Source organism: Desulfurococcus sp. (genome assembly GCF_038881575.1).
Taxonomy (GTDB): domain Archaea; phylum Thermoproteota; class Thermoprotei_A; order Sulfolobales; family Desulfurococcaceae; genus Desulfurococcus.
The window spans coordinates 1-18,749 of record NZ_JAVZPN010000002.1 but is presented as its reverse complement, the minus strand read 5'-3'; the positions used below and the strand labels follow the sequence as shown (position 1 = coordinate 18,749).

Sequence of the window (18,749 nt, the reverse complement as noted above, 5' to 3'; positions counted from 1 at the left end):
CCGTGGAGCAATTACTTGCCTTAATAGCTCTCGCTCTCGCAATCCTATTACCGGTATTATATGATGGCGTCGAGCGGAAAACAAAGGCTATACTGCAGAGTAGGGTGGGCCCACCACTACATCAATCACTGCTGGACCTAGGTAAACTATTATCTAAGGAGCCAGTAGAGTTCCCATCATATCCACTAGTATTCTACACCACAGTACTCTCAATAATCCTAGAGCTCGCAGTGATACTGGTATTAAATATAGTAGTACTAGGGATAAACACCGCACTCTTGATGCCAGTGGCCATAGCATTGGTAACTGTAGCGCAGACCGTAAACATATCCATGCCGCTCCTAATTTCGAATCCTTATTCACAGATCGGAGGTATGAGGGAAGTCATGTTAGCGCTTGTGAACGAGTTCTCCCTAGTGGCTGGGCTCGCCTTATTCTACTACTATACTGTCTCCCTACACCCATCCGGCATTATGAGCTGGGTGATCGCTATACCACTCATAATATTGGTTATCACAGCAACATATGTTCTATCTGGTAGGGTACCATTTGACATCGCTGAGGCCGAGGTAGAGCTCGCATCCGGTATACTTGTAGAGTTAAGTGGTAGAGCCCTCGCTTTATACCTGTATTCAATATACTTGAAGCGATATATTTCATCCATGCTTACAGCAGTAGTAGTGTTCACGTTGATGCCGTTGAACCCCTTGGTAAGATTCATCCTGGTGAACGCATCCATCCCCTTTATATGGATACTGTACTCTATAACCAGTGTGATGCTTGGGAGGAGCCGTATAGATCTCGCCCCAGGCACCTTATTCAAGGTATATATAGTCCTGTTAACAATATCTATAACAGGGTTATTGGTGATTAAGTAATGGATTCCAAGACGCTTCTAGATAGATACATCCAGTTAGCTGGGAAACTAGGCGGCAAGTATCTTGTGGAAGGGGACATGGTACACTTATACATACCCCGTGAAAACCTGGTTAAGGCGGCCTCCACATTGTTCAATGAATACAGGCTAACACATAGGACGTGCGTTGCAATAGATGAGAGGCCATTAAACGGCTTCTTCACGCTGACACATATATTCACGGATGACTCATCAAGGCTATATGTATTAGTGAAAACATACCTTGAGGGAGATAACCCGGTTGCACCCAGCATAGTTGGCGAGGTACCAGCAGCGGACTGGTGTGAGCTGGAAGCAATGGATTTACTCGGGATACAATTCGAGGGGAGGAGAAGAGAGAGACTTGTTCTACCACCATACTGGCCCGATGGAGTATACCCATTAAGAAAGGAATTCTCATACGATCAAAGGCTAAACCTCCATGTAGTATCGGAGAAAATAGAGCAGGCTGAGGAAACCGGGGTGCCAGTGCCTATAGGACCCTATCACCCGGCTCTCCACGAGCCAGAGTACTTCGAGCTATATGTTGAAGGAGAACGGATCGTAGACGTTAAATACAGAGGATTCCATGTACACCGTGGAATAGAGAAACTAGCTGAAACCAGAATGACGTATCAACAGGTAAACTTTCTAGCAGAGAGGATATGCGGTATATGCGGCTTCGAGCACAGTACATGTTACGCCTTAGCAGTTGAAAAAGCTGCTAAACTAGATGTACCAGAGAGAGCGCAATTTATTAGAAGCATAGTCCTTGAAGTTGAAAGGCTACACAGCCACCTACTATGGCTCGGCGTCGCATTCCATACCCTTGGATACGACGCCGGCTTCATGCATATGTGGCGTATAAGGGAAAAGGTAATGGAGCTGGCTGAAGCATTAACCGGGAGTAGGAAAACCTACGGTATAAACATGGTTGGCGGGGTACGGAGAGACATAAACGAGGAGAAGAGGAAGAAGACCATTGAAGTACTCAACGAGTTAGAGAGGGAGTTCAGTAAGATAATAGATGTCGCAATAAGCGTTCCACAAGTCAAGAAGAGGCTGACAGGTACAGGAGTACTGCCAAAGGAGTGGGCCGTAAAGCTAGGAGTCGAAGGCCCTGTTGCAAGGGCGTCAGGTATAGACAGGGATGCCAGGAGGGATTTACCATACGCAGCCTACAAGTATGCGTCGTTCAAGGTCCCGGTTTACACCGAGGGAGACAACATGGCTAGGGCACTAGTTAGAGTCGACGAGGTGAAGGAGTCGATGTCGATAATAATACAACTACTAGACGCCATACCTAGGGGCCCCATAATGCTTGACAAGTACGAGATACCCGAGGGGAGGATAGGGGTCCAGGTGGTTGAGGCCCCTAGGGGAGGGGATGTACACTACGTGTTAACAGGTAATGGGAAACCATATAGATGGAGGGTCCGGGCTCCAACATATAATAACATACCAGCACTGAGGATAATGCTGAGGGATCAATCCCTAGCTGATGCACCACTCACAATAGCCAGTATAGACCCATGCTTCTCATGCACTGATAGAATCCTGGTTATAAGAGAGAATGAAAGAGTGGAGAGAATAAGTTTCAACAGGGGTGTTCCACTATGAGTAAACTCCTTAAACCAGTTAAACTAGTAGTAATAGCTGGTGAAGCAGGGAGAGCAACAAGAAAGTACCCGTTTGAAGAACCACTTGTAACACCGGATTTCAGGGGTAAAATAGAGATAGATGCCTCCAAATGCATAGGATGCGGTGCATGCGTTAATGCATGCCCACCAAACGCGTTACAGTTAATAGAGGATAAGGAGAAACTCGTGCTAAGATATTTCATCGGGAGATGTATATTCTGCTGGAGATGCATAGACGTATGTCCTGCAGGCGCAATCAAGGGGACCAGGGAGTTCGAGCTGGCTACAGATGATATTTTAGACCTCTACACGCATGTAGTACACTCAAGGAAGGCATGTGCATCATGTGGCAACACCTATGCAACAGAGAAAATGATACACTATGTAGCGGAGCAAGCGTCCTTAAGTGAGGAATACCTAGATAAATGCCCTGATTGCAGGAAAAGAAACTTCATTAAGGCACTATCAAGGAGGAGGGGTGACTTTGAATAGTCTCTTAAAAAAGAGTATATGGGTATTCCATTTAAACACAGGTAGCTGTAATGCCTGCGATATAGAAATACTCGACGCCTTGACCCCGTTCCATGATGCAGAGAGATTCGGTGTTAAACTAGTAGGGTCCCCGAGGCATGCCGACGTGATATTGTTAACGGGGCCGATAACTATTGAAGCACTCCCCAAAGTAATAAACGCTATAGAGGCTGTACCGCGTCCAAGAATAATAGTGGCACTAGGATCCTGCGGTGTTGGAGGCGGTATATGGCATGACACGTATTCAACCATCGGAGGCGTGAGGAGCCTGAAAAAGATCCTGGATGAGAAAGGTATACAGGTCGACGGGATATACTATGTGCCAGGATGCCCTATAAGGCCTGAAGCCCTCCTATACGCTATCGCGTTGATAAAGGGACTCGTATCAAAGAAGGCGAAGGGGGAGATAAAGTACGCCGAGTAAGCTTACCGCATATATATGTAAATACATACATCATGAAACATTATTCCCCCGGCACTTCACAGGGGATGTATCATCATGCAGGAGAATCAAGGAACTGAGCATCGAGGAGGCAGCGGGCATTCTCCCCGGGGAAATCCTCAACAAGCTAATGAAGGGTGCGGAGGTAATACTCACGGATCCCGAAATAGTTAAGAGAATAGCCGGAATAGACGTTGTAAACGAGTACGTAATCTTAAAACCCCTATCCACCTAGAAGTTGTAATCCTTTATTCCTAAAGGTTCATCCTAGCGAAAGGACAGGATCTCCACAGGGTCTCACATTTCCTAACAGTAGACCTAGTTAGATATCTCTCAAGTATTTTACAGTAAGCCACACAGTATTTCTCTCCATCCTTTTCAAAACTAGTTAACTCTATATTAGGGCATGGATCCGTTAAACTACACGTTGACAATGCATGGATCGGTATGTATATCTCCCTTGGTTTACCTGACTCCATGAGGGACACCTATTTTAAGGTTATTGGAAAGGGCCCGGGCCGGGATTTGAACCCGGGACCTCCGGGTTTCCACCCTCCTCATCTCGAGGGGTCCACAGCCCGGCGCTCTATCCAGGCTGAGCTACCCGGGCCACGTTCAAGTAGTGGCCCGAGTTCATCATGGCCTACCAGGCTCTATGCTCGGGCCCTCAAGTAGATTGATAAAGCTGATACTAGGTTTTTAATGTTTACTCAGAAAGCCCGGCCTTGTGGGCAGGGAGGAGTATGTTGGGCAACGATTACATCCTTCTTTAAACAGGGAGATTAGTGGAATAGGTTAGTGGGCCCGCGGGGACTTGAACCCCGGGCCTCCGCCGTGTGAGGGCGGCGTCCTAACCAGGCTAGACGACGGGCCCTCTATACTGGATAATAATTATGCCGGGTTTTATAAATGGTTTAGCCGCCTCAATCAACGTCAACTCTATAGTGGTTGAGACAATATATTTTATACTTCTACATGCTATTGAATATAAATGGTGGCTTCAAGATGTGTAGACTCCTAGTAGCCAGGTTCACTAGTGAAAAAATAGAGTTGACTGGTGAAGTCTTAAACGCATTTGTTGAGAGCAGTAAGCGTGACCCGTATCTAGAAAGAGTAAGCGGTAACAGGTACAGTGCCCACGATGATGGATGGGGTATAGCCGTAGTTGGCTACGGGGATAACCCCAGTGTAATCTATCATAGAATGCTTGAGCCAATATATTTCGAGAATAGCCTGCGAGTCCTGGATTTAATCAATAAGAGGATACAAAGGTATAAAGAAGTATATCTACTAATACACTCACGTAAGTCCTCTAGAAACGAGCCCTACGGGCTTGAGTACACTCATCCATTCATAAGGCTCATGGAGAATGGCGCCTTATGGTTCGCACATAATGGTGGAGCTAAGAAGGAGGAGCTCGCCAGAGAACTAGGGGTTTACCCCTGGATAAGAGTCGACTCCGAGTTACTGGGCTACTACATCATGGATAATATAGGGGACTGCTTAAGCATCAATGAGAATCTTGATGAATGCGTTAGAGACGCGTATGTTAAGGGGTTAAAGTATATACCAGAAAACTCAGGGTATAACACCGGCTTACTCGCATTAATCTCGAGGAATCCATCCCTCTATATATCCCACAAAGTTGCCGGGAACCCGTCACAGACTCTCCTGGATTACTATAAGATAGTGGCATATACGTCTGATGAAGCAGTTATAGCGGGCTCTATAACCATCAAAGAATATCTACCAAGCAAAGTGTCCGAGCAATTTAAAACATGGTTCCTTGAGCCCGGCTTATACAGTATAAGAGGGAAGGAGATATCGTTGATCACGAAGCTTTAAGCTAGTGAAGACTCTATGCGTGATTATTGATGACATGTAGCAAGATAGTGAAAATGGGTTTCATAGTTAACCCTATCGCGGGAATGGGTGGCAGAGTAGGGTTAAAGGGAACTGATGGAGAAGCATACAAGATAGCACTGGAGAGAGGTGCACAACCCGTTTCACCCCAGAGAGCCATAGAGTTCCTTAACGCATTACGTAATGAATGCTTCGAGATATACACGGCTCCAGGCCTTATGGGTGAGGAAGAGGTCTCCAAGAGCATCCATACAGGTAAACTGGCTAGGGTTATTAATGGAGTGGGCAACAGGGAGACCACGAGGGAGGATACTATTCGAATAGCCAGGGAAATGAAGGGACTCGTTGATATACTTGTATTTGTAGGCGGTGATGGAACAGCGAGAGATATCTATACCGCCGTAGGTATGGAGCTACCTGTTATAGCTGTACCGAGCGGCGTGAAGATGTATAGCAGCATATTTGCCTTAAACCCGTATGCTGCAGCCGACCTCCTCACTAAATTCATCAATGGGGAAACAGTCATCGTTGAACGCGAGGTTCTCGATATAGATGAAGAGGCTTTCAGACAGGACAAAATAGCTATCCGGGTCTACGGGTACTTGAAGACACCTGTATATCCAGGGCTTATACAGGCTGGTAAAAGCATTTATAGTGGGATTGATGAGGAGTTGAATAAGGAATCAATAGCTGAATACATAGTAGAAACCATGAATCCCTATACCCCGTATATCCTGGGACCTGGCTCCACTGTTAAGGCTATATGCGTAAAACTGGGCTTAACCTGTACACTGCTAGGCGTGGATATTGTCCTAGACGGACAGATACTCGTGAAGGATGCCTGGGAGGATCAATTACTAGGCATCTTGAAGAATTATAGCAGTGTTAAACTAGTAGTCACCCCTATAGGGGGGCAGGGCTTTATTTTCGGGAGGGGTAATCAGCAATTATCTCCTAGAGTGCTCTCGTTGATAGGTAGGGATAATATAATTATTGTCGCCACAGAGTCCAAGATACGGGAGCTCAGAGAGCTATATGTGGATACAGGTGATCCAGCCGTAGATAAAATGCTCGAGGGTTACTACAGGGTTCTCATCGATTATGGGAGATACCGCGTAGTGAGGGTTGTATCCTACACTCATTGATCCAGATAATTAAATTAATCTTTATAGCTAATATTCATAATAGTGGTTGAAATGCCTGGTCTAAGGGACTTAATTGAAGAGGCCTTATCGATTTCCCGTGACCTAGGGAGGCTGGCTGATCTAATTAATACTTCCACAACCATCCTAGAAATAGATGGAAACGTGTTTAAAGTACATAGACCTGGTGTAGTAGAGTTCTTAGAAGCCCCCAGTATATCCTTCATTGGTGATATACACGGCGATTTCTACTCTCTCATCGCGGTGTTGGAGAACGTGTTTCCAAGAATAATCAATAACGGTGTCGCGGTCTTTCTAGGTGACTATATTGATAGAGGATACTTACAGGTAGAATCTATAACGCTCCTCCTATTACTGAAGAAGCTCTACCCGGATAAAGTAGTGTTGCTAAGGGGTAATCACGAGCCACCCGAGTTCCTGAAGCCCTATCCCCATGATTTCCCAGATATCCTCAACAAATACTTTGGTGATGAGGGGCATGCACTATACAGGTTATTCCTTAAATTATTCTCAAAGCTACCACTCATAGCTTTCAGGAGAAGGGGCTTTATCGCTGTACATGGGGGTCCACCATTAAGGTGTATCAGAAGCACTGTAATCGAGGACGCGTTCGAGATAGGCTCACAGGCTTTCTCAGCTGAAACAATTGAATCAGTCCTCTGGAGTGATCCAGTGGAGCTAGGAATAGACGTGATTCCATCGCCTCGTGGTGCTGGATACCTCTATGGTTCAAGGTTCACGGAGAAAGCGCTCAGCTTAATTGGAGACGGAGTTATAATCCGGAGCCATGAATATGTTGACGGCTATAGGGAGGCACATAATGGCCGTGTCATCACAGTGTTCTCCGCACCACTTGTCTACGAGCTCAGATATGCTGGTGTACTAGTCTACTCTGAGACAGAGGGGAGGAGCCGTCTCGAGAGGATCCTTGTAGAACCTGTGCAACCAGGGCGTTATTAAAAAGTATTTAATACACGTTAATTAATTAGTCTCTCGTGATAATGCGGGTGAAAAATAGTGGCTAGAAGGAACAGTAGCGATGAAATGGCTGAGATAATTGAGAGAGTAGTTGGCGACATCATTGATGAACTCATCGAGAAATACTACAGTGATAAAGTAGATCAATACGTGGAGTACGAGGAATTACTAGTGAGGATAGCAAACGAGATCTCACGCATAGTCTTCAAGGGGAAGGCTACTCCAGCGGAGATCGAAAGCTACCTCTATAAACTACGCGAGAAGAAGGGATATGCTAAATTAATACTAAGCTACCTAATAGGTAAGACACTTGAATTAAGGGAGGAAATAGAAGGCTACACAGCGATATCTGACAAAGCATAGTTTACCCGGAGGTGTGTTTGATATACCTAGAGGCAAAGGTGGTCAGCGTAAAAACAGCAGGGGAAAAGATAAAGAGGAATCAACTCCTGCGAAAACAGTCGTTAACAGTGGAACTCGTCCTAGACCCAAGAAGGCTAAAAGCTCCTTTGACACCGGTAAAATAGTTGACGAAGTACTTGATCAAGCATATATCTACCTGGGCTTAAGTGAGCTGGATATCGATGAAAAAATAGCTAAGTCCGTGGTGAGGGAGGTAGTTGAGGCAGTTGTCTCCGGTTACTCGAGCAGACCCAGTCCTGATTCAGTATTGAAGAAGATCCAGCGTAACAGGGAACTAGTTAACGAGTATATAGCTGGGAAAATCCTTGAGTCAATCGAAAAACCTGGACCACTTACACTTGAATTCCTTATAGCTAATGGTGGTAGAGCGTTGATTAAGGATGTATCTAGGCTCTACAAGTTAGCGGTGGAATATAATAAACCAGAGTTGATCACAATGCTTCAGAGCCTATGGAATAAATATGGCCCTAAAGAAATGTTGAAGTGCCCGAGGTGTGGTTTTAATGGTATCTCGCCAGAGTATTCTTGCGTAGTCTGCGGAGCCACCGTCTCGGAAAAGTATATTAGAGATAGTATGGGCTTCAGTGATAAATTCAACACGTACTTAAAGACAGCCAGTGTGGCGGAGCTACGTGAAGTATTACAGTTAGGCTTCATCCTTGTTGACTCACTGAGAGTATATACCCCGAAGAGCCCTGAGGCTAGAGGCAGGGTTCTCTACCCTATTAGATTAACCCGTGCCGAGATTAACTTGATTATTGAGGAAATAAACAGCAGGGATGTAAGAATATAGGTTGAATACCCGGCTAGATACGTAGGCTAATGTTTAATTCTCTAAACACTTGCCTCAATCCTCTTCTAAGAACCTGTAGATTCAGGTCCACCGTGCTTAGACTCCCATAGTGTTCAAAGACTCTTTTACCCATGTAATAGACTTCAACGTAGGGAATCCTCCTAGGTGTCTCCACGAGCTCCGGATACTCGGTCATGTTTATTCTGCAAAAGAGTATCCTTGAATCGCCCTCTTCCTCCAGGCTTTTTACGGCTGCCGTCAGGTTTTCTGAATCCTTATTGTTTGGGATGTAATACTCTATGAGTACGACTTCATTCCCAATTATGGCACGGATAAGCTCTTCCCTTGAACGTAGTTCATACATCCTGGCTTACCGCCTCCGATTCATCTGGCCTCCTCCCAGCCCTGAAGTATAAGGCTTTCAGCTGTAATCTCATTACTCTCAAATTATTTGTATTGTTTCCCACGGGTATTATATTTATTATGTTGCAACAGGATTCAATGGGATCGATTAAAATATTTATGATAGAAAAGTTTATATAGAAGTCCTTTCATGAAATACCACTGGATTCTACCATGGTGTAGGTGGAGAGTTATGGCGCTATATGGCGTACCTGTATTGGTATTGAAGGAGGGAACACGTAGAACCGTTGGTAGAGATGCTCTAAGAGCAAACATAGCTGCTGCAAGGGCTCTTGCAGAAGTGCTGAGAACCAGTCTAGGCCCCAGAGGACTCGATAAAATGCTTGTAGACAGCTTCGGGGATGTCACTGTTACAAACGATGGCGCCACGATAGTTAAGGAGATGGAGGTCCAGCATCCAGCCGCAAAACTACTCGTGGAAGTCGCTAAGGCCCAGGATGCCGAAGTAGGTGATGGTACAACAAGTGCCGTAGTGCTTGCTGGGACACTCCTAGCCAAGGCCGAGGAGCTTCTCGACCAAAACATCCATCCAAGCATAATAATAGAGGGCTACACCAAGGCCATGAAGGAGGCTTTAAGGCTACTGGACGAGATCAGCGTTAAAATAAACCCGAGAGACAGGGATATGCTTAGGAGAATAGTTAACACTACTATCTCAAGCAAGTACATTGGTGGAGACATTATATCGAAGAAGATAACCGAGATAGCTATAGATGCAGCCCTAGCAGTAGCCGAGCCTAAGCCTGATGGAACATATGATTTCAGAATCGATGATGTAAAGATAGAGAAAAAGAAGGGTGGAAACGTCCTGGATACTCAGCTGGTTTACGGCATCGTGTTGGATAAGGAGGTTGTCCACCCAGGCATGCCTAGAAGAGTTGAGAACGCTAAGATAGCCCTGCTCGATGCAGCATTAGAGATAGAGAAACCAGAAATAACGGCTAAAATCAATATCACCAGTCCCGAGCTAATAAAAGCCTTCCTCGATAAAGAGGCGGAGATGCTGAAGGAGATGGTTGACAAGATAGCTAGTGTCGGCGCCAATGTTGTTGTATGTCAGAAAGGCATCGATGAGGTTGCCCAGCACTTCTTAGCTAAGAAGGGGATACTGGCTGTAAGGAGGGCTAAGAGGAGCGACCTCGAGAAACTCGAGAGGGCTACAGGCGGCAGAATAGTAAGTAGCGTGAGAGACCTGAAGCCCGAGGACCTCGGATACGCTGCACTAGTAGAGGAGAGAAGGATAGGTAACGATAAAATGGTATTCATAGAGGGATGCAAGAACCCCAAGGCTGTAACAATACTAGTACGCGGGGCAAGCGACATGGTAATGGATGAGATAGAGAGGAGCCTCAAGGATGCTTTAAACGTGTTGAGAAACGTCATGAGGACACCGAAAATAGTGCCAGGTGGCGGTGCTGTAGAGATAGAGCTGGCCATGAAGCTCAGGGAATACGCTAGCAAAATAGGTGGTAAGGAGCAATTAGCTATAGAAGCATTTGCTTCAGCACTCGAGGAGATACCATTAATACTTGCTGAAACAAGCGGCAAGGAGCCACTCGACATATTGATGAAGCTAAGACAATTACATAGCGAGGGTAAGAAGTATGCAGGTATAAATGCTATAACTGGTGAAATCATTGAAGACATGATTACCAACAACGTCATCGAGCCTCTACTAGTTAAGGAATCCATGATAAAGACTGCTGCTGAGGCTGCCGTGACGATAATGAAGATAGATGATGTCATCGCCGCTAGCCCTGTAAAGAAAGAAAAAGAGGGCAAGAAGGAAGGCGAAGAATCCAAGATGCCGAGCTTTGATTAGGTAACTTAAAAATTTATTTTGTACACTTCCTTAACCATAAGAAATAACCATGTTTAAATCAACCTAATTTAATTATTGATTAAATATTACCCAGTAATGTAAGCAACACCTCGGCATCACATTAACTAGGAAACCATTACGACTGAAAGCTTCGCACTTCAGGGCTGGGAGAAGGATGGATATATCTAGCCGGAAAGTATCTCTAGGCTGGGAGAGTATCCCTAATGTATCGATACTGATAATTTTATTAGTCCTATCCTACCTACATAATATTTCTGGCTTAGTTAGTTGTTTAACGAGAGGTGGTTGGATGAGCTCCGAGGTGACCAGGATTTACGAGGAGGTTTTCTCAAAGAGGCTCACAAGGTTTGAGATAGCTAGAGTGGTTGGGGCTAGAGCCTTACAGCTCTCAATGGGGGCACCTCCAATAATAGACGTCTCTAATCTACCGGTTAAAGACCCGGTTTACATCGCTGTGAACGAGTTATTAACTGGCTTGTTACCAATGTCTATAAGGAGGATAAATAATGGACGGGAAGAACTGGTTCCAGTCGGAAAACTACTCACTCCAAGTATTAGAAGAAGCCTTGAGACGGTTCTCGAGAGCTGGAGTATCAGTCGTAGAGTATAGGGAGTACACTGTACATGGAAAGCAAATATTGGATATAGTGCTTGATAAGCCCCTGAGTAGAGAGGTATTTGCTGATTTATATAAGTATCTCTCCGATAATAACATCCAGCTAATACAGATAAGGGCAATACAGCCAGTGGTTAGGCTGATAATGGTTGAAACCGGTTCCACCAGGTATAGACTGGCTTTAACTATTCTCTCGATCATAATGATCGGGTTAACCGGCTACGGGTTATCCGAGTCCTTTCTAAGCCTGGGGGGACATATTGTTACTTTACCTGAATTATTATTCAACACTATAATATACACTTCCTTATTCATCATGGTATTATTGATCCATGAATTTGGACACATATATGTCAGTAGGAAATCCGGTTTCAAAATAGAGGGCCCTATACTTATTCCAGCCCCTCCGATACAGCTAGGATTCCTTGGAACGTTTGGGGCAGTGATATTTATGAAGATGCTTCCACCATCTAGAAGAGACCTCGCTAAACTAGGTATCTCAGGGCCCTTAATGGGGTTCATCGCGGCAACAATAGTTGGCCTCATAGGGCTATACTTATCACCAGTTATCCCAGTCAGCAAAGCTATTGAAATGGTTGAGAGTGGCGAGCTATCTTACACGCCTGTCTCATGCATGCTTCTCCAAGTATTACTCATGATACGGGGCAGCGGTGATATGGTTGTAATCATGCATCCATTACTCTTTATAGCATACGTAATGTATCTTATCACATTCCTGAATCTACTTCCAATAGGACAGTTAGATGGCGGGCATGTTGTAAGATCCTTTACCAGTGGAGAGCATCATGCAAGGATTGGATTGGTAACCATATTATCGATATTCATGCTCGGTGTATTACTGTTCCTCCAAGGCATCGAGGCCTCTATGTTCTACCTAGGCCTCGGGATCGTAATGGTATTACTATACATATTTGTAGCTAGGGGACAGCATCCAGGCTGGGCCAACCAGTATGATGACTCAAAGTGCCCTCTATGCCTGATATTATATATAATGCTACTGATCCTAACCATGCCTCTACCGGCCTAGCAACACCTGTACAAGGATAGGGGGCAAGCAGTGAGCAAGAGTATAAGGATATGGGATTTAAAGGGTAGGATACTCGTTATAGCTGAGAAACCTAAGGCAGCCAAGAAAATAGCCAGTGCCCTCTCCCCTACTCATACCGTGAAAAGAATCGGCTCCATTACCATCTACGAGGTCGGCTCGTATAGTTCAAGCATAGTTATTGCTAGCTCGGTGGGATACCTCTACCAGTTGCATACGAGTCTAAGAGGGTACCCTGTATACAGTTATGAATGGATCCCGCTGTATCTGGCCGATCCAAGTAAGAAGTATATAAGGGAGTACCTTGAAGTACTCGGGAAGCTTTGCCGTGGAGTAGACTACTATGTAAATGCATGCGACTACGATATAGAGGGAAGTGTCATAGGATATCTAATAATAAAGTTCAACGGCGATGAAAGAAAAGCCTTCAGAGCCAGGTTTTCTAGTTTAACAATAGAGGAGCTGAGGAAAGCCTTCAACAATTTAACCAGGCTAGACTACGAGATGATAGAGGCTGGCCTATGTAGGCATGAGTTGGACTGGATATGGGGTATCAATGTAAGCCGTGCCCTCATGAAGGCTGTCGAGGACGCTGTAGGCGAGAGGATAATCCTCAGCGCCGGCAGAGTACAAACCCCTACGCTAAAATACGTCGTAGATAAAGTAGTTGAGAGAAACCTATTCATACCACTACCCCAGTACAATATAAATATCACAGTGGAGAAGAACGGTGAAAAAATAAGGCTAGAGTATACTGGTAACCCGGTTGAAAAGGAAAGAGATGCAAGAAACATAGTGGAGAAAATAAGAGGATACAAGTATTTGATTGTAAGTAAAGTCGAGAAAAAACACCATGTACTCCATCCACCACCCCCATTTAACCTCGGGGATCTACAGAAGGAGGCGGCTAGACTATACGGGTTTAGCCCAGCTGAAACCCAGTCCATAGCTGAGCAACTATACCTAGATGCTTTAATAAGCTACCCTAGGACGAATAGTCAGAAGCTTCCTCCAACACTAGACTACAGGAGGATACTGGAAAATATTTCATCGATAAAGAGTTATAGGAATCTTGTGGAAAGCCTTATATCTGAGACAAAAGGCGTGTTAAAGCCCGTTGAAGGAGAGAAAGAGGATCCAGCTCATCCAGCAATCTACCCCACTGGGATTGTCCCAGAAAGACTCACAAAGAAGCAATGGGCTATATATGATCTAATAGTAAAAAGGTTTCTAGCAGTGTTTGCCCCACCAACTAGAATAGTTTACTACGTAGTGAAGACTACCACACCGTCACACGAATATGTATTCGAGACGAGGGGACAGGTTATAGAGGAGTATGGCTGGTTGAAGTATTATAATTTCCACAACTACCATGTAGGCAAGATACCTGTATTAAAGGAAGGGGAGTTATTAAACATTGTAAAGGTCACGGCCAGCGAGTCATACACGAAGCCTCCTAAAAGGCTCACAAAAACAGATCTATTAAGATGGATGGAGAGCGTTGAGATAGGTACGGAAGCTACAAGGGCGCAGATAATTGAGAAACTCTTCGAAAGAAAATACCTGTACCAACACCAAAAATCCAGTGGTATAGATGTATCCGAGATAGGCTTTGGAGTTGTAGAGATTCTTGAAAAGTTCTTCCCAGATCTCCTCAGCGTCGAGTTAACACGTAAGTTCGAGAAGGAGATGGAGAGCATAAGGAGCGGGGTTAAGAAGAGGGACGAGGTACTGGAGGAGGCGAGAAGAGTTCTCACCGAGCTACTCGGTAAATTCGATAGAAACAGAATTGAAGCAGGGAGACAACTGGCTTTAAGGTTGAAAATAATCCAGAACACAAGAAAGTGTCGTGTCAGCTCATGCTATCGTGAAGGAGTCATTAATGGACTCTGCAGCTACCACGCTAACGCAGTTAAACTAGTACGTGAATATTATAGCGAGTGGAGTAGGAGGAAAGACGTTACTTTCAACGAGTATATTGATAAGTTAAGGAAGTCTAGGTTGACTGGTAAATGGGTTAAGGAGGTTATAGAGTCTGAGCTAACTTAGCTTCCATGAGGATAGCATCCACATATCTACCTGTTCTGACCCGGAAACCATAGGCGGGAAACGGAAACGAGTATGGTTTCTAATCGTGAAAAACGCTGTGTTAGCCTTTAGACCTATTAATCGCGTCATTAATTCTCTTTAAAGCTTCATCTCTTCCCTTCCACCCTATTACTTTAACCCATTTACCGGGTTCTAGCTCCTTATAGTGCTCGAAGAAGTGCTTTATCCTCTGCTTAACCGCCTCAGGTAGGTCTTTTACATCTCTTATATTACTGTACCTCGGGTCTACTTTATCAACTGGGACAGCCAAAATCTTTGCATCCCTTCCTTTTTCATCCTCTGTTTCCAAGACTCCTATAGGCCTTACCTTTATAACTGAGCCAGGTATTAGAGGTTCGCTTGATACAACCAGGACATCTACTGGGTCCCCATCCTCTTCCAGCGTACCGGGTATGAAGCCGTAGTTGAATGGATAGACCATTGAAGTATACAGTATTCTATCAACCATTAAAACCCCTGTCTCCTTATCCAGTTCATACTTGACTCCACTGTTAACCGGGATCTCTATAACCACATATACCTCCTCAGGGGCTTTAGAACCGGGGCCGAGCTTACTGTATTGACTCATGACTCATACACCCAAATTGCAGGCACTATTCTAGAGATTAAATACCATGGAGAATAAAAAGTATTCCATCATAGTTAAGCTCATAGTTTCAGCAGTATCGTTACAGGAATACCCTCCTTGATAACCACAGTTATCCTGCTAGGTACTTCAACACTGGTCCATGGCTCAAGCGATTTCCTGAGGTTTTGAAGTGCTAGGATAGTCGTGTTTATCTTCTCGATAGCCTCCTCTATTGCCTTGAGCTCTGTAAGTGGATCAGGGTTTATAAGTATCTTTGCATCCTTCAAATCTATTTCCTTACCGCTTACCAAGACCTCCTCTCCTAAGAGGTTCTTGAATGTCTCCCTCAACTTCTTAACTTGCTCAGCCCTCACACGTGCATCTTCAAGCTTCTTCAGGTTTTCTGCCAGTTGTTGTTTTAGTGATGCTATTGTATCATCTATCATCTTTAATATATCCTTGAATGAAGAAACCTCCTTTATCACAACACTCAATTTACTCCACCTGATATATTTATTTGGGATCAAAGCAAATAAATAAATTTTTCCTAACCAGCTAACCACGAAATTCCTTACGTTTCCATAGCATTAGATAATACTTAGGGATTCAGCCTAGAACAGGGCTTTCACCATATATGTCTCACCGCTTCCCGCCTACGGTTTTCCAGGTCTCCGTAGATTTATTCACCACTGTTTCCCCCCTGGCCCATCCCCACGGCCAGCCATGGACCTCGAAAACCAGGGTCACCACTGGGCTTACAAGGAGTCAGTACTTTATAGATTTTGCTTTGAAAGCGGGGAGAACATTAAGCAACCTACAAAACCTATAAAACGAAAACAGTATGACTCCCCATGTGTTCCAAGGAGGTCTTCCTTAAAAATACCTAAACCCTATACAAGGATCTTGCTTAATAACTGGTGTATCTGTGACGGGGTATCCGCTACAGGTATTCCGGCTTCTTCAAGGCTACTCCTCTTGGAGGCATAGTCACCTATACCCATCGATATTATTGCACCAGCATGACCCATCCTCTTCCCCGGTGGGGCACTTCTACCAGCTATATATGCAACAACTGGTTTCCTCCCATCATACTGACTGTAGAATCTGGCAAACCTCTCCTCAGCATCGCCGCCTATCTCCCCGATTAACACGACTGCATCTGTTGAATCATCTCTGGAGAACATCTTGAATACATCTATGAAGTCTAACCCTGTAACCGGGTCTCCGCCTAATCCCAGAACCGTTGAAACCCCGTAACCATGTTTGACAAGCTCCCTGGCCACCTCGTATGTTAACGTACCGCTTCTTGAGACGATGCCTATTCTACCAGGTTTAAATACATGCGATGGCATTATACCGAGCTTTGCCTCGCCAACCGTCATTATTCCAGGCGTATTAGGCCCGATAAGTGTGACAGACTGGCTTCTAGCGTAGTTCACAAACCTGAGTTCATCGTGTAGAGGTATGCCCTCTGTGATAACCACTATGGTTTTAACACCATTGTCAACGGCCTCGTAGACAGCGTCACTGGCGAACCTGGCTGGAACAAATATTATGCTTGCATCAATAGCCCCCTGCTCCCTGATGGCTTCATTTATAGAGTTATACACTGGAACTCCATGGACGTATGTTCCTCCTTTACCGGGTGAGGTGCCTGCAACTATCTTGGTACCATACTCCAGCATGAGCTTTGTGTGGAACCCGCCCTCCCTACCTGTTATCCCTTGAACAAGTACCCTGGTCCTTGAGTCAACTATTATACCCATCTTCAGCTCACCTCCCTGACTAATTGGATAACCCTTAATACTGCTTCATCCATCTCCGTGTAAACAGTTATACCATGCTCGATAAGTATTCTCCTGCCCTCCTCCTCATTGGTGCCAAGCATCCTAACCACGATGGGTTTAACCACCCTGGTTTCACTTAGGGCTTCAATGATTCCAGAGGCAACTTCATCGCACCTGGTTATACCGCCAAATATATTGACTAACACTGCCTTGACCCTCGGATGGGTGACCACTATTTTAACCGCTTCCCTCACCCTCTCACGCGTAGCACCCCCACCAATATCGAGGAAGTTGGCTGGTCTCCCACCATAATGTAGAATCGAGTCCATGGTGGCCATCGTTAACCCGGCTCCATTACTTATCACCCCTATGTCTCCATCGAGCTCAACATAGTTGAAGTCGAGTTGCTTAGCTATTTTCTCATAAGAGGTGGCATCCCTCCCGTATAAAGGCTGAAGGTCGGGATGCCTGTATAAGCTGTTATCATCTATGATTATCTTCGCATCCAGCGCCGTAAGCTTCCCATCACACGTGTAGGCTAAGGGATTGAACTCCACTAGTTCCGCGTCATAGTCCATCATTATTTTATACATAGCCCTCATGATGCTGTCGAGCTGTCCCAGCTTATCCCATTGAAGACCAAGGAACCCAAGTGCCTGCCTAGCCATATAGCCACTATATCCTATGAAAGGGTCTACGGGTATCCTGAGTATTTTATCAGGGTGTTTTCTAGCCAGCTCCTCTATTTCAACACCACCCATACCTGAGGCAAGGTAGACTAGTTTTCTAGTAGCCCTATCAACAGTGAGAGACATGTAAAGCTCTCTACTGATACACACAGCCTCCTCCACCAGTATCTTTTCAACCCTCTCACCCTTAATGCTCATCGAGAAGAGCTCCCTTGCCTTCGCAAGGGCCTCCTCTAGGTTACTAGCCTTCTTTACTCCACCGGCCAGGCCTCTACCGCCCACGAGTACCTGGGATTTTAATACTACTGTCCCCGTATTCAACTCTCTATATGCCTTAGCCACATCCTCGACGCTGGTTGCAAGGATGCCTCTAGGGGTCTCAATACCATACTTCCTAGCAATCTCCTTACCTTCATACTCATACAGTTTCATACAGGACCCCATAGTTTAAGATACCTGGCCAAGGATTTAAAGCACGCATGCGTGATCCAATCTTTTACCAGCCATAATACCATTCTTAGAGGACTCAATATTGTTCAAAATACACCATGTGTCAACCAGGTGCTGGAAATAACCAAGTATTTCAAGCAACCACTAAATACCTGCCTATAGTAATTGATACCCATACTTGGAGATCGCGATACGATGTTTTGTCAGGCAGGAATATAGGATCACACTTAGTAGGATGAAGAGTATCATGTTTCACCATAGCATACTCATAGTAAGGCATATAATTGTCAACATGACACTAAACCTAGCAGTAATGAGAACCCAAAGGAAGCTAACAGGTATCATTACAACTGAAAGCCTCGCCCTTCTGTGGCGGGGATGAGAGGAGAGTTTATTAAGTTTTGGCGGTAGCGTTATGATTAGATGATGATGTGGCGGTGAGTGTGAATAGTCAAGCCCTCGGATGATGA

Annotated in this window: 19 protein-coding genes and 2 tRNA genes; 13 read left to right on the top strand and 8 right to left on the bottom strand. The window is 45.0% G+C overall.

Features of this window, described 5'->3' with window-relative positions:
• Positions 1-2 precede the first annotated feature (2 nt).
• From QXV08_RS01810 to QXV08_RS01795, 4 genes are read left to right on the top strand one after another with little or no spacing between them, the layout of a single operon-like run.
• Positions 3-878, top strand: coding sequence for an NADH-quinone oxidoreductase subunit H (locus QXV08_RS01810; protein ID WP_342786616.1), 876 nt, complete (start codon positions 3-5; stop codon positions 876-878).
• Positions 878-2,515, top strand: coding sequence for an NADH-quinone oxidoreductase subunit C (locus tag QXV08_RS01805; RefSeq protein ID WP_342786617.1), 1,638 nt, complete (start codon positions 878-880; stop codon positions 2,513-2,515). Before QXV08_RS01810 ends, QXV08_RS01805 begins: the two co-directional genes overlap by 1 nt.
• A complete protein-coding gene (locus QXV08_RS01800; RefSeq protein WP_342786618.1) occupies positions 2,512-3,027 on the top strand; it encodes a 4Fe-4S dicluster domain-containing protein in 516 nt (171 codons plus the stop codon). The genes QXV08_RS01805 and QXV08_RS01800 overlap by 4 nt, the downstream gene beginning before the upstream one ends.
• On the top strand, positions 3,020-3,490 hold the full coding sequence (locus QXV08_RS01795) for an NADH:ubiquinone oxidoreductase (RefSeq protein ID WP_342786619.1): 471 nt from the start codon (positions 3,020-3,022) through the stop codon (positions 3,488-3,490). The genes QXV08_RS01800 and QXV08_RS01795 overlap by 8 nt, the downstream gene beginning before the upstream one ends.
• Positions 3,491-3,762: 272 nt before the next feature.
• Here QXV08_RS01795 and QXV08_RS01790 read toward each other — a convergent pair whose 3' ends face one another.
• The 3 genes from QXV08_RS01790 to QXV08_RS01780 form a co-directional block, all read right to left on the bottom strand.
• Positions 3,763-3,987: a hypothetical protein gene (locus QXV08_RS01790; RefSeq protein ID WP_342786620.1), complete on the bottom strand. Its 225-nt coding sequence runs from the start codon at positions 3,985-3,987 to the stop codon at positions 3,763-3,765.
• Between the two features lie 31 nt (positions 3,988-4,018).
• A tRNA-His gene (locus QXV08_RS01785) sits at positions 4,019-4,118 on the bottom strand.
• Positions 4,119-4,307: 189 nt separating this feature from the next.
• Positions 4,308-4,382 (bottom strand) — tRNA-Val (locus tag QXV08_RS01780).
• Between the two features lie 74 nt (positions 4,383-4,456).
• Here QXV08_RS01780 and QXV08_RS01775 point away from each other — a divergent pair.
• From QXV08_RS01775 to QXV08_RS01755, 5 genes are read left to right on the top strand one after another with little or no spacing between them, the layout of a single operon-like run.
• Entirely contained in the window at positions 4,457-5,353 is an 897-nt protein-coding gene (locus tag QXV08_RS01775; protein ID WP_342786621.1) for a class II glutamine amidotransferase, read from the top strand.
• 29 nt (positions 5,354-5,382) lie between these two features.
• On the top strand, positions 5,383-6,516 hold the full coding sequence (locus QXV08_RS01770; protein ID WP_342786622.1) for an ATP-NAD kinase family protein: 1,134 nt from the start codon (positions 5,383-5,385) through the stop codon (positions 6,514-6,516).
• Between the two features lie 51 nt (positions 6,517-6,567).
• Positions 6,568-7,494, top strand: a complete 927-nt coding sequence (locus tag QXV08_RS01765) for a metallophosphoesterase family protein (protein ID WP_342786623.1) — start codon at positions 6,568-6,570, stop codon at positions 7,492-7,494.
• Positions 7,495-7,551: 57 nt separating this feature from the next.
• Positions 7,552-7,875: a hypothetical protein gene (locus QXV08_RS01760; RefSeq protein ID WP_342786624.1), complete on the top strand. Its 324-nt coding sequence runs from the start codon at positions 7,552-7,554 to the stop codon at positions 7,873-7,875.
• Between the two features lie 13 nt (positions 7,876-7,888).
• On the top strand, positions 7,889-8,728 hold the full coding sequence (locus QXV08_RS01755; RefSeq protein ID WP_342786625.1) for a hypothetical protein: 840 nt from the start codon (positions 7,889-7,891) through the stop codon (positions 8,726-8,728).
• A 13-nt stretch (positions 8,729-8,741) separates the two neighbouring features.
• Here QXV08_RS01755 and QXV08_RS01750 read toward each other — a convergent pair whose 3' ends face one another.
• Positions 8,742-9,092: a hypothetical protein gene (locus tag QXV08_RS01750; protein WP_342786626.1), complete on the bottom strand. Its 351-nt coding sequence runs from the start codon at positions 9,090-9,092 to the stop codon at positions 8,742-8,744.
• A gap of 231 nt (positions 9,093-9,323) precedes the next feature.
• Here QXV08_RS01750 and thsA point away from each other — a divergent pair, with 231 nt between their 5' ends.
• The 4 genes from thsA to QXV08_RS01730 all read left to right on the top strand — a co-directional run bounded on the left by thsA (position 9,324) and on the right by QXV08_RS01730 (position 14,725).
• Entirely contained in the window at positions 9,324-10,973 is a 1,650-nt protein-coding gene (gene thsA / locus QXV08_RS01745) for a thermosome subunit alpha (protein WP_342786627.1), read from the top strand.
• Positions 10,974-11,283: 310 nt separating this feature from the next.
• On the top strand, positions 11,284-11,604 hold the full coding sequence (locus QXV08_RS01740) for a DNA-directed RNA polymerase subunit K (RefSeq protein ID WP_342786628.1): 321 nt from the start codon (positions 11,284-11,286) through the stop codon (positions 11,602-11,604).
• Entirely contained in the window at positions 11,501-12,658 is a 1,158-nt protein-coding gene (locus QXV08_RS01735; protein WP_342786629.1) for a site-2 protease family protein, read from the top strand. Before QXV08_RS01740 ends, QXV08_RS01735 begins: the two co-directional genes overlap by 104 nt.
• Before the next feature lie 30 nt (positions 12,659-12,688).
• A complete protein-coding gene (locus QXV08_RS01730) occupies positions 12,689-14,725 on the top strand; it encodes a DNA topoisomerase I (protein WP_342786630.1) in 2,037 nt (678 codons plus the stop codon).
• 100 nt (positions 14,726-14,825) lie between these two features.
• Here the strand turns inward: QXV08_RS01730 and ppa are convergent, their stop codons facing one another.
• The 4 genes from ppa to sucC form a co-directional block, all read right to left on the bottom strand.
• Positions 14,826-15,353 (bottom strand): inorganic diphosphatase, encoded by a 528-nt coding sequence (gene ppa, locus QXV08_RS01725; protein ID WP_342786631.1) that lies wholly within the window; start codon positions 15,351-15,353, stop codon positions 14,826-14,828.
• A gap of 80 nt (positions 15,354-15,433) precedes the next feature.
• Positions 15,434-15,847: a hypothetical protein gene (locus QXV08_RS01720; RefSeq protein WP_342786632.1), complete on the bottom strand. Its 414-nt coding sequence runs from the start codon at positions 15,845-15,847 to the stop codon at positions 15,434-15,436.
• Between the two features lie 396 nt (positions 15,848-16,243).
• The gene (sucD, locus tag QXV08_RS01715) at positions 16,244-17,119 is read right to left on the bottom strand and encodes a succinate--CoA ligase subunit alpha (protein WP_342786633.1); all 876 of its coding nucleotides are present in this window, start codon (positions 17,117-17,119) and stop codon (positions 16,244-16,246) included.
• 2 nt (positions 17,120-17,121) lie between these two features.
• Positions 17,122-18,261, bottom strand: coding sequence for an ADP-forming succinate--CoA ligase subunit beta (gene sucC / locus QXV08_RS01710; RefSeq protein ID WP_342786634.1), 1,140 nt, complete (start codon positions 18,259-18,261; stop codon positions 17,122-17,124).
• Between the last annotated feature and the right edge of the window lie 488 nt (positions 18,262-18,749).

Excerpts from the sequence above, each read along its gene's own strand:
- QXV08_RS01735 (WP_342786629.1), top strand. The coding sequence starts at position 11,501 with ATGGACGGGAAGAACTGGTTCCAGTCGGAAAACTACTCACTCCAAGTA.
- QXV08_RS01750 (WP_342786626.1), bottom strand. The coding sequence starts at position 9,092 with ATGTATGAACTACGTTCAAGGGAAGAGCTTATCCGTGCCATAATTGGG.
- QXV08_RS01765 (WP_342786623.1), top strand. The coding sequence starts at position 6,568 with ATGCCTGGTCTAAGGGACTTAATTGAAGAGGCCTTATCGATTTCCCGT.
- QXV08_RS01805 (WP_342786617.1), top strand. The coding sequence starts at position 878 with ATGGATTCCAAGACGCTTCTAGATAGATACATCCAGTTAGCTGGGAAA.
- QXV08_RS01790 (WP_342786620.1), bottom strand. The coding sequence starts at position 3,987 with ATGGAGTCAGGTAAACCAAGGGAGATATACATACCGATCCATGCATTG.
- QXV08_RS01770 (WP_342786622.1), top strand. The coding sequence starts at position 5,383 with ATGACATGTAGCAAGATAGTGAAAATGGGTTTCATAGTTAACCCTATC.
- QXV08_RS01800 (WP_342786618.1), top strand. The coding sequence starts at position 2,512 with ATGAGTAAACTCCTTAAACCAGTTAAACTAGTAGTAATAGCTGGTGAA.
- ppa (WP_342786631.1), bottom strand. The coding sequence starts at position 15,353 with ATGAGTCAATACAGTAAGCTCGGCCCCGGTTCTAAAGCCCCTGAGGAG.
- thsA (WP_342786627.1), top strand. The coding sequence starts at position 9,324 with ATGGCGCTATATGGCGTACCTGTATTGGTATTGAAGGAGGGAACACGT.
- sucC (WP_342786634.1), bottom strand. The coding sequence starts at position 18,261 with ATGAAACTGTATGAGTATGAAGGTAAGGAGATTGCTAGGAAGTATGGT.
- QXV08_RS01740 (WP_342786628.1), top strand. The coding sequence starts at position 11,284 with ATGAGCTCCGAGGTGACCAGGATTTACGAGGAGGTTTTCTCAAAGAGG.
- sucD (WP_342786633.1), bottom strand. The coding sequence starts at position 17,119 with ATGGGTATAATAGTTGACTCAAGGACCAGGGTACTTGTTCAAGGGATA.